Genomic DNA, 16,364 nt, shown 5'->3' with positions numbered 1-16,364 from the left:
GACAAATTTCACGGCAACAATCAGATATAGCCGGGTTGGTGAAGAACGGGTACGAACCCAGAAGGTCCTGTCGCGCTTGTCGCGACAGGACCTTCTGGGTTCGTCAAACAGACCGGCTTACTCCGTGTAGCCCAGGATGCGCATCATCGATTCGGGGTCCTGCTCCGGGGCGAATTCCCAGTCGCGCACCGAGCCGTCTTCCTCGCGGTCGATGATGATGTGCTTGGGGGCCGGAATCAGGCAGTGCTTGATGCCGCCGTAGCCGGATAGCTGCTCCTGGTAGGCGCCGGTGTGGAAAAAGCCCACGTACAGCGGCTTCTGCGGGCTTTGCTCGGGCAGGAATACCTGGTAGATGTGCTTTTCGGCGTTGTAGTAGTCCTGCGAGTCGCAGGTCATGCCGCCGAGCTGAATCTTCTTGTAGCTCCGCTCCCAGCCGTTGAGCGCCAGCATGATGAAGCGCTGGTTCAGGGCCCAGGTGTCGGGCAGGTTGGTGATGAACGAGCCGTCAATCATGTACCACAGCTCCTTGTCGTTCTGCAGCTTCTCGTCGAGGATGCTGTAGACGTGCGCGCCCGACTCGCCCACCGTGAAGATGCCAAACTCGGTGAAGATGTGCGGTTCGGGCACGCCTTCCTCGCGGCAGATGCGCTGAATGGTGCGCAGCACTTCCTCAATCATGTACGGGTAGTCGTACTCGGGCTGAATCGAAGTCTGAATGGGCAGGCCGCCGCCGATGTCGATGGTGTGCAGGGTGGGGCACACCTTGCGCAGCTCGCAGTACTTGTGCACGAAGCGGCGCAGCTCCGACCAGTAGTAGCTGGTGTCCTTGATGCCCGTGTTGATGAAGTAGTGCAGCATCGTCAGCTCGAAGCGCGGGTCCTCCTTGATCTTCTCCTCGTAGAGCGGAATGGCGTCGGCGTAGCGCACGCCCAGGCGCGAGGTGTAGAACTGGAAGCGCGGCTCCTCGTCGGAGGCCAGGCGGATGCCCAGGTTGGCGCGCACGTCCTCGCGCACGTGCTCCTTGTAGTAGTCGATTTCGTTGAGGTTGTCCAGAATCGGCATGCAGTTCACGAAGCCGTCGTTCATGAACTCCGTGAGGTAGCGCTTGTACCGCTCGCGCTTGAAGCCGTTGGCAATGATGTAGGTGTCCTTCTGAATCTTGCCCTTGGCGTGCAGGGCCCGGATGATGTGCATGTCGTAGCCCGACGACGTCTCGATGTGGATGTCGTTTTTCAGCGCTTCCTCCACCACGAAGGCGAAGTGCGAGGCCTTGGTGCAGTAGCAGTAGGTGTACGAGCCCTGGTAGCCGAGCTTTTCGATGCCCTGCTGGAACCACTGCTTGGCCCGCTGAATCTGGGAGCTGATTTTGGGCAGGTAGGTGAGGCGCAGCGGCGTGCCGTGCTTCTCGATGAGCGGCATCAGCGGAAAGCCGTGGAAATACAGCTCGTTGCCCTCCACGGTAAACTCCTGGGAGGGAAAATCGAAAGTCTGGCTGATCAGGTCGTGGTACGTGTCCATCAGGGGCGCGTTTTCTCGGGTTTCGTTGTTCGTTATTCGTGATTCGACCTGGGAAGTCGTTGAGCCTTTAGCCCGTACAACCCCAGCAAATGGGTGTCGAGCAGGACGAACAACGAAAAACCAAAAACGAAAAACGAAAACCCCGAACTTGGGGTCCGCAAAGATACCCCCTCGGGGGTGTTTTGGTTGTTGATTGTACGTCGGAGAATACCCGAGCGGAGGGTCCGCTCGCTCCGAGCCTGGTTGAGTGCCCGTTCCCACCCACCAATCGGCAAACAACACCTTTTAACCCTTCTGCCCATGTAAGACTGTATGCGACGCATCAAACTGATCGAAGTTCGGTCCGAACTCGGCGCGGGCACCCGCGGCGCCAGCCTCGGCATCGACGCCCTCAAAGTGGCCTGCCTCAACAAAGGCTCCGACTACTTCCGCCGCTTCAACTCCGTGGCAGTGCCCGACCAAAACCAGGTGCTGTTCGACAAAAACCACTTCCCCTACGCCAAGCACATCGACTCCATTTACAACGTGCTGAAGGGCATCAGCAGCACGGTGGAGCAGACGCTGCGCTTCGGGGAGTTTCCCTTGGTGCTGGCCGGCGACCATAGCAACGCCGCGGGCACCATTGCCGGCATCAAGGCCGCTTACCCGCACAAGACCCTGGGCGTGGTCTGGATCGACGCCCACGCCGACATTCACTCGCCCTACACCACGCCCTCGGGCAACGTGCACGGCATGCCCCTGGCCATGAGTCTGGGCGCCGACCACCGCGCGCTGCAGCACAACCAGGTGGAGCCCGAAACCGAGTTTTTCTGGCGTAAAATCAAGAACCTGGGCGAGGAAGGCCCCAAAATCACCCCCGAGCACCTCGTGTACGTGGTCGTGCGCGACACCGAGCCGGAGGAAGACGCCATCATCGAGCAGCAGCACATCCGCAACTTCAAGCTCGACGAGTTCCGGGCCAAGGGCGCCCGGCAGGTCGCCCGCGAGATTTACGAGCAGCTGCGCTTCTGCGACCTGGTGTATATTTCCTTCGACGTTGACTCGCTCGATTCGCGCTTCTCCAAGGGCACCGGCACGCCCGTGGAGCTGGGCCTCGACGTGGGCGAAGCCATGAGCCTGTGCCGCTACCTGCTCGAAAACGACCGGGTGGTGTGCTTCGAAATGGTGGAAATCAACCCCACGCTCGACTCGGAAAACACCATGGCCGCCAACGCCTTCGACATCCTGGAAGTGGCCACCGACGCCATTCAGGAGCGGCTGAAGCTCGACACCGTGACCGGCCGCTGACGCCCGCGGCCCAAGGCAGTATCCCTGAAAAAGAATAATCAGCGGTTTAAATAGTGCAACAGCGGCGAAATCGGCTACATTCGTGATTATCAGTCACGTTTGAGCCCGGTTTTGCCGCTGTCGCCATGAAAACCACCGTTCTGCCTGCTGTGTTGCTGTCCGTACTGCTGGTGGCCTGTGCCAAGCCCACTGCCCGCACCAGCGCCGCCGCCCGCGCCGTGGCCGCCGTGCAGGACTCCATCACTGGCACCGTGACCTACCGCGAGCGGCTGGCCCTGCCGCCCGGCGCGGTGCTGCGCGTGCAGCTGCAGGACGTATCCCGGCAGGGCGCGCCCGCCACCGTGGTGGCCGAAACCACCGTGGCCGCCCGGGGCCGGCAGGTGCCGCTGACCTTCGCCCTGGCCTACGACACGCTACGCATCGACCCGACCAATACCTACGCCGTGCAGGCCAGCATCGAAGCCGAAGGCCGGCCCTTGCTGGCCAACGCGGCGGCGTACCCGGTCATTACGCGTGGCAATGCCAAGCGGGTGCAGATGATGCTGCGCAGCGTGGCCCGGTAGCCCGCGGTTTTTCGGGGGCGGGGCTGGCATGTCCGGCCTGGCTGCCTACCTTTGCGGCCGTGAAACCGCTGCCTTTCTTCGTTTTGATGCCGGTAGTGCGGTCGTTTCGGAGCCGGAACGAGCGACGAATGTAGCGTAAGCCTGCCGCCGACGCAGCAACGGGGTTGCCGCGGGCGAGGTTTACGCCATAGTTCGCTTTCCTGTCTCCTGAATCCATTGTTTCTCAGCGGCGCCGGCATGCTGGCCGGCGCGTCGATACAACATCAGCACCTTCCTGTGCAACAACTCGAACAAGACCTCAAAACCGCCCTGGGCGCGGCCATTCAGCAAGTTTTCGGCGCCCTGGTGCCGGCCGAGCAACTGACCATTCAGCCCACCCGCAAGGACTTCGCGGGTACCTTCACCCTCGTTACGTTCCCGCTGACCAAAGCCCTGGGCAAAGGCCCCGAGCAGATCGGCCAGGCGCTGGGGGAGTGGCTGACGGCCAATGAGCCGCGCGTGAGCGGTTTCAACGTGGTGAAGGGCTTCCTGAACCTGGAAATTGCCGACGCCGAGTGGCTGCGGCTGCTGCGCGAAATGCGTAGCCAGGATGTGGCAGCGCCCGTCAAGACCGGTGGGCCGCAGCGCGTGGTGGTGGAGTACTCCTCGCCCAACACCAACAAGCCCCTGCACCTGGGCCACTTGCGCAACAATTTCCTCGGTTACTCGGTGGCCGAAATCCTGAAAGCCACCGGCGCCGAGGTAACCAAGGCCAACCTGGTGAACGACCGCGGCATTCACATCTGCAAGTCGATGCTGGCCTACCAGGAATACGGCCACGGCGAAACGCCCGCCTCGGCTGGCATGAAGGGGGACCACCTGATCGGCAAGTACTACGTGCTGTTTGAGAAGCACTACCGCGAGCAAATCAAGCAGCTGGAGGCCGAAGGCGTGGCTACCGACGTGGCCAAGCGCGAGGCGCCGCTGATGCGCCACGCCCAGGACATGCTGCGCGACTGGGAAGCCGGCGACGAGGAAGTGGTGAGCCTGTGGCGGCAGATGAACGGCTGGGTGTACGAGGGCTTCAACGACACCTACCAGCGCATCGGGGTGGATTTCGACAAGTTCTACTACGAGTCGGAAACCTACCTGCTGGGCAAGGAGCGGGTGGAAGAGGGCCTGCAGAAGGGCGTGTTCTTCCGCAAGGACGACGGCTCGGTGTGGGTGGACCTCACCGACGAAGGCCTCGACCAGAAGCTCTTGCTGCGCGCCGACGGCACTTCGGTATACATGACCCAGGACCTGGGCACGGCCGAGCTGAAATACCAGGATTTCGGTTATGACTCCTCGGTCTACGTCATTGCCGACGAGCAGAACTACCACATGCAGGTGCTCAAGCTGGTGCTCAAAAAGCTGGGCAAGCCCTACGCCGATGCCATTTACCACCTCTCGTACGGTATGGTAGACCTGCCCTCGGGCAAGATGAAGTCGCGCGAGGGCACCGTGGTCGACGCCGACGAGCTGGTGGAGGAAGTAAAGGACGCGGCCAAGGAAGCCACCCTGGCCAAGGGCAAAACCGAGGGCCTGAGCGACACGGAGCTGGACCAGCTCTACCACCAGCTGGGCCTGGGCGCGCTGAAGTACTACCTGCTGAAGGTCGACCCGAAAAAGCGCATGCTCTTCAACCCCGAGGAATCGGTGAAGCTGGACGGCGACACCGGGCCCTTCATTCAGTACACCCACGCCCGCATTTCGCAGCTGCTGCGCAAGGCCGCCGAAATGGGCATCGAAGTCGACGCGGCCTCCGACGTGGCCGAGCTGCACCCGGCCGAGCGCGACCTGGTGCAGGCCCTGGCCGGCTACGCCACGGCCGTGACCGAAGCCGCCAAAGCCTACTCGCCGGCCGTCATCGGGCAGTACGCCTACGACCTGGCCAAGCTCTACAACCGCTTCTACAACGACGTGAAGGTGCTGCCCGAGCCCGACGCGGCCAAGCGCAGCCTGCGCGTGGCCCTCTCGGCCCAGGTGGCCGCCACGCTGCGCCAGAGCCTGAAGCTGCTCGGCATTCAGGCCCCGGAGCGGATGTAAACCACGGTGGTGCCACGGCTCAAAGCCGTGGCACCACTACTTTTAAGCCCGCGCTGAGTAAACCATGGCGGGGCCACGACGCTGATCCGTCGCACCATTGCGTTCCAGATATGAAATCAATTGCAGTATACTGCGGCTCCAGCGCCGGCACCGACGAGCGGTTCCGCCAGCACGCCACCGAAGTCGGGCAGCTGTTTGCCCGGCGCCACATCACGCTGGTGTACGGCGGCGGCAACGTGGGCCTGATGGGCGCCGTGGCCGATGCCACCATGCACGGCGGCGGCCAGGCCATCGGCGTGATTCCCGGCTTTCTAAAGGACAAGGAAGTGGCCCACCTGGGCCTGACTTCGCTGGAAGTCGTGGAGAACATGCACCAGCGCAAGCTGCGCATGGCCGAGCTGGCCGAGGGCTTCATTGCCATGCCCGGCGGATTCGGTACCTTGGAAGAGCTCTTCGAGGTGCTCACCTGGGGCCAGCTGGGCCTGCACCGCAAGCCCGTGGGTTTGCTCAACGTGGCCGGTTTCTACGACGCGCTCATCACTCTGCTCGACCACATGACCACGCAGGGCCTGCTGCGGGCCGAAAACCGCGGCCAGCTGCTGGTGGCCGACAACATCGACGAACTGCTGGCGCTGATGCAGGCCTGGCAGCCCGCCCACGTCGAAAAGTGGCTTACCCCGCGCCGCACCTAAGTCCGCCGCGGCCAACAAATCGTACCTGCTCTGGGTTAGCCCCTCGACCGATGGCTGACCCACCACTCTCACCACCGTTCATCATGAAAACACTCGTACTCTACGTCGCGGCTGCGGCGCTGGCCGCCTGCGGCGCGCGCTCGGCCTCCGGCCCCAATAACCCCGCCATGCCCGAAACCGCTGCTACCGCCCCCGCCGCCCGCGGCTCCGTTTACGACTTCACCGTCAACGACATCACCGGCAAGCCCGTCAAGCTGAGCCAGTTTGCCGGCAAAAAGCTGCTCATCGTCAACACGGCCTCGGAGTGCGGCTACACGCCGCAGTACAAGGAGCTGGAGGAGCTCTACCGCAAGCACGGCGACCGGGTGACGGTGCTGGGCTTTCCGGCCAACAACTTCGGCGGGCAGGAGCCGGGCACCAACCAGCAGATTGCCGCTTTCTGCGAGAAAAACTACGGCGTGAGCTTCCCGTTGTTTGAGAAGGTATCAGTGCAGGGCGCCGACACGGCTCCGCTCTACCAGTTCCTCGGCAGCAAGGTCCAGAACGGCGCCACCGACGAGAAGCCGACCTGGAACTTCTGCAAGTACCTCGTGAACGAGCAGGGTCAGGTGGTCGGCTATTACCCCTCGAAGGTGAAGCCCATGAGCGAGGAGCTGGTGGCCGCCATCATGAAGTAATACGGTGCCTGCCGCTTCGGCCGGTCGTCGGCGCGGCCGGGCGACGGCCGACGCCGGCAAAACATAGGTATGTCCGGGGTAAAGCATAGTTATGTTTTTGAAAAACGTAGGTACGTTTTGCCCCGGACATACCTATGTCAGGTATTCCCCTAGCTGACGGCCGCCGCCCGGCCGCGCTGCTTTTTCCGCTTTCTTCCGTTTTGACGACTTCCGCCCTGCCACCCGCTACGCCCAGCCGCGCCGCCGCCTGGATTTCGGCCTTCCGGCCGCGCACCCTGCCGCTGGCTTTGGCCAGCATCCTGATGGGCGCCTTCCTGGCCGCCAGCCGGGGCCGCTTCAACGGCGCCGTGGTGGCCCTGGCCGCCCTCACCACCGTGCTGCTGCAGATTCTCTCCAACCTCGCCAACGACTACGGCGACTCGCAGAACGGGGCCGACAGCGTGCACCGCGAGGGGCCGCAGCGGGCTGTGCAGAGCGGGGCCATCAGTCCGGAACAGATGAAGCGGGCCATGCTGCTGTTCGGCGGAGCTTCCCTGGCGGCCGGCGTGGCGCTGCTGTGGGTGGCGCTGGGCTTTGCCGGGCTGTGGGTGTTCGGGGCCTTCCTCGTTATTGGCCTCTGCGCCATCTGGGCGGCCATCAACTACACCGCCGGCGCCCGGCCCTACGGCTACGCCGGCCTCGGCGACGTGTCGGTGTTCCTGTTTTTCGGCCTGGTGGGCGTGGGCGGCACGTACTTCCTGCAGGCCTACCGCGCCGCCACCGGCTGGGCCGAGGCCCTGCCCCTGGCCGTGCTGCTGCCCGCCGTGAGCCTGGGCTGCTTCTCGGCCGCCGTGCTGAACGTGAACAACATCCGCGACATCCGCTCCGACGCGCTGGCCGGCAAAATCACGGTGCCGGTGCGTCTGGGCCCGCAGCGCGCCCGCCTCTACCACTGGCTGCTGCTGCTGCTGGGCCTGGGCGCGGCCGTGGTGTACGTGCTGCAGCACTACCGCTCGCCCTGGCAGTGGCTGTTCCTCGGGGCCGCGCCGCTGCTGATTTTCAACGGCGTGCAGGTGGGCAAGCGGCAAGAGTCCATGCAGCTCGACCCGCTGCTGAAGCAGATGGCCATGAGCACCCTGCTGTTCGTGTTGCTGTTCGGGGTGGGGCAACTGCTGTAAAAGCAGTCGGATTAGCCCGAATAGCAAGTGTTATCTACCTGACCAACGAATTGCCGGTGCAACGCGCGTATTATCACGCTCCCGTCGACGTATTCTTAGCCCACGACGAGGCCCATATTATTGGCCAACTCACCTTGGCGCACACGCACGCGCTGGAAGACCTGCAGAAAAATGCTTGGCGCGACCAAATTCATCTGCTCAAGCGGGAATTGCGGGCGTTTGAGCGAGGCTATGTGCTACTGGAACTGGTGATTCCGCGCATGGGTAAGCGCGCCGATGCGGTGTTGCTGCTCGACGACGTGGTGTTTGTACTTGAGTTCAAGGTTGGCAGCACCTCCTACGACCCAGGGGCCCTCGACCAGGTGCTGGACTACGCGCTGGACCTGAAAAATTTCCACGCCGGCAGCCACCACGCGCGCATCGTGCCGGTACTGCTGGCTACCAAAGCGGGGCGGCATGCGAATGAGCCGCGCGCCTTTCTGGATTTGGTATATCACCCGCAGCGTGGCAACGAGCACCAGTTGGCCGAGATGCTACAGCTGAATTCGCCCGCCCAGCCCACAGCTGCCGCCATCGAGCCCGCGGCTTGGCTGCACGCCGGGTATCATCCCACGCCCACCATCATCGAAGCGGCGCAGGCTTTGTACCAGGGCCACCAAGTAGCGGATATTTCTCGCTCCGACGCGGGCGCCGAAAACCTGACTGTCACCGGCGCCTGCATTGCCGCCATCATCGAGCGGGCCAAGCGTGAAGGCCACAAGGCCATCTGTTTTGTTACGGGAGTGCCCGGCGCGGGCAAAACACTGGCTGGGTTGAACATTGCCAATGAACGTACCCAAGCCGACGAGCAAGAACACGCCGTGTTCTTGTCCGGCAATGGGCCTCTGGTGGAGGTGCTGCGCGAAGCCCTGGCGCGCGACCAAGTGCGCACCGCCAAAACGCAGGGGCAGCGACTCGACAAAAAGCAGGCCCTGTCGCAGGTCCGCTCATTTATTCAAAACATCCACCACTTCCGCGATGAAGCCCTGCGCACCGCCGGACCGCCCATCGAGAAAGTGACGGTGTTCGACGAAGCCCAGCGCGCGTGGTCGGCGGCGCAGGCCAGCAAATTCATGCAACAGAAACGCGGCCTGGCCGACTTCAACCAGTCGGAGCCCGCTTTTCTGGTTGAAGTCATGGACCGCCACCCCGACTGGTGCACCATCGTCTGCCTGGTGGGCGGCGGGCAAGAAATCAACACCGGCGAGGCTGGGCTGGAAGAATGGCTCCGCGCGTTTCAGGCCCGTTTTCAGGATTGGCGCATCTACTACTCGCCGCGCATCCGCGACGACCGGAACTACCTGCCGAACGCCGCCGCGCTGGCGCAACTCGACGCGCTCCGCGCCCAGCCGCTCCCGGCGCTGCATCTGGCCGTATCGGTGCGCTCATTTCGGGCCGAGAAACTCGCGGCCTTCGTGCAGGCCGTGCTGGACGTGCAGCCCGAAGTCGCGCGGCAGTTCTACGAAACGGAGCTGCGCGCCGTGTATCCCTTGCGCATTACCCGGAACTTGGCAGCTGCCAAGCAGTGGCTGCAAACCCAAGCCCGCGGCAACGAGCGGTATGGACTGGTGGCATCCTCGGGGGCGCACCGCCTCAAGCCGCTGGGGCTGAATATCAAAGATAAAATAGACGCCTCCGAGTGGTTTTTAAATGAAAAAGCGGACGTACGCTCTTCCTTTTACTTGGAGGACGTCGCCACCGAATTTGATATTCAAGGGCTGGAACTCGACTGGGTTGGAGTGGCCTGGGACGCCGATTTGTCGCTGCACGCCGACGGCTGGCAGTTTCGCAAGTTCAAGGGCACCAAGTGGCAACAGTGCAACGCTGCCGACAGCCGCCGCTACCTGCTCAATGCCTACCGGGTGCTGCTGACGCGCGCGCGGCAGGGCATGGTGTTGTTCATCCCGGAGGGCTGCGCCGCCGATGCCACGCGGCCGCCCGCGTATTATGACGGCGTATACCGCTTTTTCCAGCGCATCGGCGTGGAGGCACTGGCGTAGCCGCTACCCCCGCAGATGCACCCGGAACGTGGTGCCCTGGCCTTCCTCGCTTTCCACTTCGATGCGGCCTCCGTGGGCCTGCACCAGGCGGTTGACCAGGAACAAGCCGACGCCGGTACCCTCACCCGCGTGCGGGTGAAAGCGCCGGAACAGCTGAAACAGCTCCGGGCCGTGGCGCTCCAAGTTCATGCCCAGGCCGTTGTCCTGCACTTCCAGCACCGGCTGGTTGGCGCACACTTTGGTGCGCAGCGCTACGCGCGGGGCGCGCTCCGGGTGGCGGTATTTCACCGCGTTGGTGAGCAGGTTCAGCAAGATGGTGCGCAGGTTGCTGCGCACGTACTCCAGTTCCGGCAAGTCGGCAAAATCCGTCTGGATATCCGCCTGCACGGCCTGTAGCTGCGGGTGCAGGGTCTGCAGCACGTCGGCCGTGAGGTCGGCCAGGGCTACGGGCTCGGTGGTTTGCTCGCCGGTGGGGCGTGCCACCTGCACCACGGCCGCCAGATCGGTAATGGTGGTCGACAGCGCGTGCAGCGAGGCATCGACCATGCCGAGAATGGCGGCCTGGTCCGGGTCGTCGAAGGTGGCGCTGCGGCGCAGCTCGTCGAAGAGGCCGCGCAGGTTGTTGACGGGCTGGCGCAAGTCGTGCGAGGCCGCGTACACGAAGTTGTCCAGGTCGCGGTTGGTGCGGGCCAGCTGCTGGTTGACGGCCTGCAGCTGACGGTGGTGGTCGGCCACGTGCTGGCGCCACTCGTTTTTCTCGATGGCGTGCATCACCGTTTTAAACAGCAATTCGTGGTCGAAATGCTGCTTCACCAGGTAATCCAGGGCGCCGTTGTTTAGGGCCTTTACGGCCAGGGCTTCGCTGCCGCCGCCGGTTATCATCACCACGCACAGCGTATCGGTGGGGGCCAGCAGCTTCAGTTCCTTCAGCAGCTCCAGCCCGTCGGTGTCGGGCAGGTTGTAGTCGAGCAGTACGCAGTCGGGGCGGTGCGCAGTGAACTGGGCCCGGGCCGCGTCGCCCGAGTCAGCCTCGAATATTTGAAATTCCTGGTGCTCGGCCTGCTTGCGCAGCAGCCGGCGGTACAGCATCCGGTCGTGCTCGTTGTCGTCGACAAGGAGGATTTTCTTCACGCAGAACAGGCGGGGCTAGCTTACAGACGGCAGCTCGGACGTGGCGAGCCAGTAACGGACCAGGGAAGCGGTTTTTTCCTCCAGGACCGAAAACTCGATGGGCTTGGTGAGGTAGCTGTTGGCGCCAAGGCGGTAGCAGTCCTCGATGTCGCGCGAGTTGGTGGACGTGCTGAAGATGATGACCGGAATGGATTGCAGGTGCGGGTCTTGCTTGAGCTTGCTGAGCACGGCACGGCCGTCGGTGCCGGGCAGGTTCAGGTCGAGCAGGACGAAGGCCGGCATCTGGGCGGGCCAGCTGGCATGCTTGCCGTATCCCTGCAGGTATTCCAGGGCCTGGTCACCGTCTTCGCAGCGCAGCACGGGGTTGGGTAGCGCGTGCTTGCGGAAGGCCCGGCCCAGGGCCGTAAAGTCTTCCGCGCTGTCTTCCACCACCAGGATGGGTTTGTGAGCCGAGGGTATCACTTACAAGTGCTTTGAAAGAGAAAAGAAAAACGTTGTGCCCTGACCGGGTACCGACTCTAACCACAATTCCCCCTCGTGGCGTTCCACCATTTTGCGGGCAATGGGCAGGCCGGCGCCCGTGCCGCCGCCGTACTTGTCCTGCGCGTGCAGGCGCTTGAAGATCTTGAAGACGGCTTCGTGGTGCCGGGCATCAATGCCGATGCCGTTGTCGCGTACGTAGAACACGTAGTAGTCGTCGGGCCGGCCGGTGCCGCGCGGGCCGCGCACCTCGGCTGAGGCCAGGCCCACTTCTACGTGCGGCGTGGGTTTGTCGTTGTATTTGAGGGCGTTGGTGAGCAGATTATTGAAAATTTCCCGCAACCTAACTGCGTCGCAGCGCATGGTGGGCAGCGGGCCGTGCACCGTTACCAGCCGGTCGAGGCGCTGGTAGCTGAGCTGCAGCACGTCGAGCACGTCGGCCACCACTGCGTCCAGGTCGGTTTCGGTGACGGTCAGCTCCTGCCGGCCCACGCGCGAGAGCTGCAGCAAGGACTCAATCAGGGCTTCCATGCGCTGGCTCAGGCGCACCAGCGTCTGCAGCTTCTGGGTGCCGTCGGCGTCGAGCTTGTCGGCGTAGTCTTCGAGCAGGAAGATGGAGTAGTTGTGAATGCCGCGCAGGGGCTCCTTCAGGTCGTGCGAGGCCACGTAGGCAAAGGAATCCAGCTCGTCGTTGCTGCGCTCCAGCTCCGAGTTCAGCTTGCTGAGCGCGGCGGCGCGCACCTGCAGCTCGTTGAAGATTTTCAGGCGCACGTCGGAAAGGTGCAGCCGGATTTCCTCGGCGGCCTTGATTTCCATCGGGCGCCAGGCCACGGCGGTGCTGTCGACGGTCTGCTTCCAGGCCTCGAAGGATTGGCGCGGCGAGAGGTGCAGCACGCCGTTTTCCAGGCGTTCCACTTTCTGCTCGCGGCCGGCCCAGGTCACCGTCTGAATCACCTCGGGCCGAAACCAGAGCAGGTAGTCGCCCGGCTCCTGCGACAGGGACACGGCCATGATGCCGCTGGCCGTGCCGCGCATGGCCAGGCCCGCCGGGTTGTGCTGCACGTAGGAGTTGGTGTAGAACAGGTTTTGCGGGGCGTGCTGCTGCAGCCACGCGGTCAGCTCCGCAATCTGAGCATTGGTGGGCGTGTTGCCCAGGGTGATGATGCTGCCCTCGAAGCAGATGGCCGCCCCGCCGCAGTCGAACACGTCGGTAACCGTGGGGCGGCGCTGGTAGAGGCCGTCGAGGAAGTTGGCGTGGCGCCCGACCTGCTCGAACAGCTGGGCCTGCGTTTCGCGGATGTGCAGCTGATAGGCAAATTCGTCCTGCTGCTGCTTGGTCTTGAGCAGGGCCGAAAACGTCTTGCCGATGAACAGGCACAGCTCGCGCAGCTCGTAGCGCAGCAGATGCGGGGTGAGGTGGTGGCAGGTGATAAGCCCCCACAGCCGGCCTTCCTGAATGACGGAAATCGTCATGGTGGCCGCCACGCCCATGTTGCGCAGGTACTGCAAATGGATGGGCGACACGCTGCGCAGCACCGAATACGTCATGTCGGGCGGGCGCTGCTGGCCGGGGTGGAGCACCGGCACCAGCGGCGCGGGCCGGTAGTCCACGTCGGGAATAAAGCGCAGCCAGCTCTTCAGGTACATGGCCCGCGCCTGCTGCGGAATGTCGGTGGCGGGGTAGTGCAGGCCGAAAAAGGGCTCCAGGTCGGCGCGCTTGGCTTCGGCCACCACCTCGCCGCTGGCGTCCTCGGCGAATCGGTACATCAGCACCCGGTCGAAGCCCGTCAGGTCGCGCAGCTGGTCGACGGCGAACTGGCAGAACTCCGGCACCGAGCCCGCGCTCAGCATCTGGCCCAGCGTCTGGTTGAGCGTAGCCAGGTCCAGCACGTTCCGCTCGCCCTCGGCCACGGGCTCAAACTCCAGCCAGAGCAGCGCGTCGTGGCGGTGTACGATAAGGCGGTAGGCCGGGCGGCCGGCCACCGCGTCGAGCTGGATGGTGAGCAGCTTAGGCTCTTCGGACGCCGCATCGAGCAGCCGCTCCACCTCGGCCGGGGCAGTCGGGCCGAGCAGGCGCTCCAGGCCCAGGCCCAGCAGGTCCTCGGCTTCGATGCCCACCTGCTCGGCCGCGTTGGCGGAGGCGTGCACCACGCGGTGGCTGCGCTCGTCGAGGCAGAGCAGGAAGCCGTAGGGCTGCACCGCGCCCGGAATGTGAATCGGCTCCCGGTCGCAGTTGGTCAGCGTGACCGGCGCATTTATTAGGGCTTCGTCCGTAGTGACTACCGTTGCTCGATCCACGCGTGTAGCAATTGAAAAGTCTGAATGGCGGCGGCGACGATATCCGCTTCGTTGTCGTCGGTAGCTTCGGTGGCCAGCAGCTGGCAGCAGCTTTTCCAAAGCGGCCCGGTGCGCTCGGCGTGGCCGCTGAAGTAGCGGCGCATCCCAATGCCGGCCTGGGCCAGCTGCCGCGTAATGACCTGCCCGCCCAGCGTGGAACCCTCCAGCACGTACAGGGCGCCCAGCATCCGGGCACGGGTGTCGAGCCGGGGCATGCCGGGGCACAGGGGCAATGCGTCGGCCGCCGGCAGGTCTTCCCGGATCAGGTGGGCGCGCTGCCGCAGTTCCGGCTGCCACTCCGGGCCGAAATCGTAGCGGCGCAGGGCAGCTTCGTAGGGCACGAGAAAGCCGTAGAGCTTACCCAGAAACCGCTCAGTGGCCGCGGCCGTGAGGGTGCCGGCCGTCAGTGCCCGGTTGAAGTCGTTTTGCTCCAGTGCCTCGTGGTACGGGTGCGTTTCGCGGCGCAGGCGCTGCAGAATAACGGGACGTTCGAGGGTGGCGGACATGAGACGGGCGCGGGGCAAAGGGTAGGCGTAAGGTAAATATAGAACAAGCTACCGGAAGGCCTAGCCCCGGGCAGCCTGGTTAGGAATTTTCATCAGGCACTTCGAATTAGTCATGTGCTTGATTTTCATCTGATAACGGCAGTAAATCGGCCGGTTGGCAGCTGAAATGTATCTACATGTTTTTGATAGCCAGCGCCGGGGGAGGTAGCCTGAACTGAAAGAGCCGTTGCCGGGCTGCCCCGCGAGGGTTGGGCAACCCCGGCCAGTATGGGGCCGGCCGGTAAACAGTGAGCCCCGCGGTGCAAACCGCGGGGCTCATGCTCAACAATACAGTCTGCGGCCTATTCGGCGGAAGCGGCCGTGGCCACCGGGGCCGACTCGACTACGCCTTCCGGCTTCGGCCCGCGGCCGCTGCGGTTGCGCCCGCCGCGCTTGCGGCGGCGCTTGGCTGCTTCGCCGGTGCCGGCTTCACCACCGTCGGCGGCGGCCGGCGAGGTAGCCTCTGCCGCGCCCGTCGCTTCAGCGGAGGCGGTTAGGGCGCCTTCCGACTTGGGGCCGCGGCGGCGCTTCTTGCGGCGCTGGGCCTGTTCGGCGGTTTCGCCGGCTACGGCAGGTGCTTCGGCGCCTTCAGCCACGGCTACCACTGCGGCGGCCGGCCTAGGCGTGCTGTGGGCCGGGCGCTCCGAGCGGCTGCTGCCGCTGCGGCCCCCCGAGCCGCTGCTGGCGTAGGGCGACTTGCCGCGGCCCCCGGGGCCGGCGGCGCCCCGGCCGCGGTATTTTTTCGGGTCAAACTCGGGCGAGGGGCCGATTTCCGCGGGCGTGGGGTTTTTCACCAGCTCCCGCTCGATAAGCTTCTCGATCTTGACCACCGCGTCCTGGTCGTGGTCGGAGACGAACGTAATGGCCATGCCGGAGGTACCCGCGCGGGCCGTGCGCCCGATGCGGTGCACGTAGTCCTCGGCGTCGCGCGGCAGGTCGAAGTTCACCACGTGGCTCAGCTCGCTCACGTCGATGCCCCGGCTCATCACGTCGGTGGCCACCAGAATCTGGAACTGCTTGTTCTTGAACTCGCGCAGCACCTGCTCGCGCTCCTCCTGGGTGCGGTCGGAGGTGATGCCGCGCACGTTCAGGCCTTTCTTGCGCAGGGCCCGCTCGATGGGGCCCACGTTCATCTTGCGCGAGGTAAACAGGATCATGCTCTGCACGTCCAGCTCGCCGATGAGGTGCTCCAGCAGGGCCAGCTTCATGGTGTCGTACACCATGTAGAGCTGCTGGTTGATGTTTTCGGCCGGCTTCGACACCGCGAGGCGAATTTCCTCCGGCTCGTGCAGAATCTTCTTCGAGAAGTCGCGGATCTTGTTCGGCATGGTGGCCGAGAAGAGCAGCGTCTGGCGCTTAACGGGCAGCTGGGCGACAATCTGGATGATGTCGTCGGAGAAGCCCATGTCGAGCATCTTGTCGGCCTCGTCCAGGATCAGGAAGTCGATCTGGTCGAGCTTCACGTAGCCCAGCTGCAGGTGGGCAATCAGGCGGCCCGGGGTGGCGATGATGATGTCGGCGCCCTGGGTGAGGGCGCGCTTCTGCTGCTCCCAGTTCTCGCTTTTGCCGCCGCCGTAGATGGCAATGCTGCTGGCCCCGACGTGGTAGCCGAAGCCCTCCACCTGCTCGTCGATCTGCTTGGCCAGCTCGCGCGTGGGGCAGAGGATGAGGGCGGTGGTGTGGGCGGGCCGCTCGTAGGCAATAAAGTCGAGGACGGGGAGGAGGTAGGCGGCGGTTTTGCCGGTTCCGGTCTGGGCGCAGGCAATCAGGTCTTTGCCGGCCAGCACGGCCGGAATGGCCTGTTCCTGAATGGGAGAGGGCTTGGAGTAGCCCATGCCGTGTACCCCGTCGGCTACGTCGGGGTGCAGTTG

At 64.1% G+C, this 16,364-nt stretch carries 13 protein-coding genes; 7 read left to right on the top strand and 6 right to left on the bottom strand.

The genetic code is table 11. From position 1 onward, the window contains the following. Nucleotides 1–117: 117 nt before the first annotated feature. Nucleotides 118–1,518 (bottom strand): type III PLP-dependent enzyme domain-containing protein, encoded by a 1,401-nt coding sequence (locus DLM85_RS22455; protein WP_111480424.1) that lies wholly within the window; start codon nucleotides 1,516–1,518, stop codon nucleotides 118–120. A gap of 312 nt (nucleotides 1,519–1,830) precedes the next feature. Between DLM85_RS22455 and DLM85_RS22450 the strand changes: the two genes are divergently transcribed. From DLM85_RS22450 to DLM85_RS22420, 7 genes are all read left to right on the top strand, one after another. After that, nucleotides 1,831–2,805: an arginase gene (locus DLM85_RS22450; protein ID WP_111480423.1), complete on the top strand. Its 975-nt coding sequence runs from the start codon at nucleotides 1,831–1,833 to the stop codon at nucleotides 2,803–2,805. A 149-nt stretch (nucleotides 2,806–2,954) separates the two neighbouring features. Further along, entirely contained in the window at nucleotides 2,955–3,368 is a 414-nt protein-coding gene (locus tag DLM85_RS22445) for a YbaY family lipoprotein (RefSeq protein WP_165822258.1), read from the top strand. 237 nt (nucleotides 3,369–3,605) lie between these two features. Then, nucleotides 3,606–5,435 carry an arginine--tRNA ligase gene (gene argS / locus DLM85_RS22440; protein WP_165822264.1) on the top strand — a complete coding sequence of 610 codons (1,830 nt, stop codon included), beginning with the start codon at nucleotides 3,606–3,608 and terminating at the stop codon, nucleotides 5,433–5,435. Between the two features lie 110 nt (nucleotides 5,436–5,545). Then, a complete protein-coding gene (locus DLM85_RS22435) occupies nucleotides 5,546–6,127 on the top strand; it encodes an LOG family protein (RefSeq protein ID WP_111480420.1) in 582 nt (193 codons plus the stop codon). Nucleotides 6,128–6,210: 83 nt separating this feature from the next. After that, complete coding sequence (locus DLM85_RS22430; protein WP_111480419.1) at nucleotides 6,211–6,804, top strand: glutathione peroxidase; 594 nt, start codon at nucleotides 6,211–6,213, stop codon at nucleotides 6,802–6,804. 200 nt (nucleotides 6,805–7,004) lie between these two features. Continuing rightward, a complete protein-coding gene (locus DLM85_RS22425) occupies nucleotides 7,005–7,961 on the top strand; it encodes a 1,4-dihydroxy-2-naphthoate polyprenyltransferase (protein ID WP_243636091.1) in 957 nt (318 codons plus the stop codon). Between the two features lie 56 nt (nucleotides 7,962–8,017). After that, complete coding sequence (locus DLM85_RS22420) at nucleotides 8,018–10,000, top strand: DUF2075 domain-containing protein (protein ID WP_111480445.1); 1,983 nt, start codon at nucleotides 8,018–8,020, stop codon at nucleotides 9,998–10,000. Between the two features lie 3 nt (nucleotides 10,001–10,003). On the opposite strand, the gene DLM85_RS22415 is transcribed toward DLM85_RS22420, so the two are convergent. From DLM85_RS22415 to DLM85_RS22400, 5 genes are all read right to left on the bottom strand, one after another. Then, the gene (locus tag DLM85_RS22415) at nucleotides 10,004–11,131 is read right to left on the bottom strand and encodes an ATP-binding response regulator (protein WP_111480417.1); all 1,128 of its coding nucleotides are present in this window, start codon (nucleotides 11,129–11,131) and stop codon (nucleotides 10,004–10,006) included. A gap of 15 nt (nucleotides 11,132–11,146) precedes the next feature. After that, complete coding sequence (locus DLM85_RS22410; RefSeq protein WP_111480416.1) at nucleotides 11,147–11,593, bottom strand: response regulator; 447 nt, start codon at nucleotides 11,591–11,593, stop codon at nucleotides 11,147–11,149. Next, entirely contained in the window at nucleotides 11,594–13,909 is a 2,316-nt protein-coding gene (locus DLM85_RS22405; RefSeq protein WP_165822257.1) for an ATP-binding protein, read from the bottom strand. Beyond that, nucleotides 13,891–14,454 (bottom strand): biliverdin-producing heme oxygenase, encoded by a 564-nt coding sequence (locus DLM85_RS25625; protein ID WP_165822256.1) that lies wholly within the window; start codon nucleotides 14,452–14,454, stop codon nucleotides 13,891–13,893. Before DLM85_RS25625 ends, DLM85_RS22405 begins: the two co-directional genes overlap by 19 nt. Nucleotides 14,455–14,795: 341 nt before the next feature. Next, on the bottom strand, nucleotides 14,796–16,328 hold the full coding sequence (locus DLM85_RS22400) for a DEAD/DEAH box helicase (RefSeq protein ID WP_111480444.1): 1,533 nt from the start codon (nucleotides 16,326–16,328) through the stop codon (nucleotides 14,796–14,798). Nucleotides 16,329–16,364 lie beyond the last annotated feature (36 nt).

It is taken from the genome of Hymenobacter edaphi (assembly GCF_003258365.1).
Taxonomy (GTDB): Bacteria; Bacteroidota; Bacteroidia; order Cytophagales; family Hymenobacteraceae; genus Solirubrum; species Solirubrum edaphi.
This window is presented reverse-complemented; position numbering and strand designations above follow the sequence as displayed.